The sequence below is a fragment of the Paraflavisolibacter caeni genome (assembly GCF_025628885.1).
GTDB classification, from domain to species: domain Bacteria; phylum Bacteroidota; class Bacteroidia; order Chitinophagales; family Chitinophagaceae; genus Flavisolibacter; species Flavisolibacter caeni.
This window is the reverse complement of the sequence record NZ_JAOTIF010000084.1, coordinates 1-523: the sequence shown is the minus strand read 5'-3', so window position 1 is coordinate 523 and position 523 is coordinate 1. Positions and strand designations below refer to the sequence as shown.

General features: G+C 50.9%; 1 protein-coding gene. It reads left to right on the top strand.

What is annotated here, in order from left to right:
* On the top strand, positions 1-523 hold a 523-nt coding region (locus OCK74_RS27870; RefSeq protein WP_279300399.1), incomplete at both ends, for a condensation domain-containing protein.

Below are 523 nucleotides of genomic sequence, written 5' to 3'. Positions count from 1 at the left end.
TCCAGTATGCAGACTATGCCCTCTGGCAAAGGAACTACCTGCAGGGAGAAGTATTGGCACACAAGCTCACTTACTGGAAAGAACAGCTCACAGGAGTAGAAGCCTTGCAACTCCCCACTGACTATACAAGACCAGCGGTACAAAGCACCCAAGGAGCTTTAGTCAACTTCCATATTGATACAAAACTTTCAGAGCAGCTCAATACATTCTCCCAAAGGCAGGGCACTACTCTGTTCATGACCCTGCTGGCAGCCTACAAGGTGTTGCTATTCCGCTACAGTGGACAAAGTGATATCTGTGTGGGTACCCCCATTGCTGGTCGACAGCAGCAGGAAGTGGAAGGCCTCATCGGCTTTTTTGTCAACACCCTGGCCCTCAGAGACCAACTCACAGGAGAGCAGTCCTTCACCGAGGTATTACAACAGGTGAAGCAGACGACTCTTAGTGCTTATGAGCACCAGGAGGTGCCTTTTGAAAAGGTGGTGGAAGAAGTGGTCAGGGAAAGGGACCTGAGCCGCTCTCC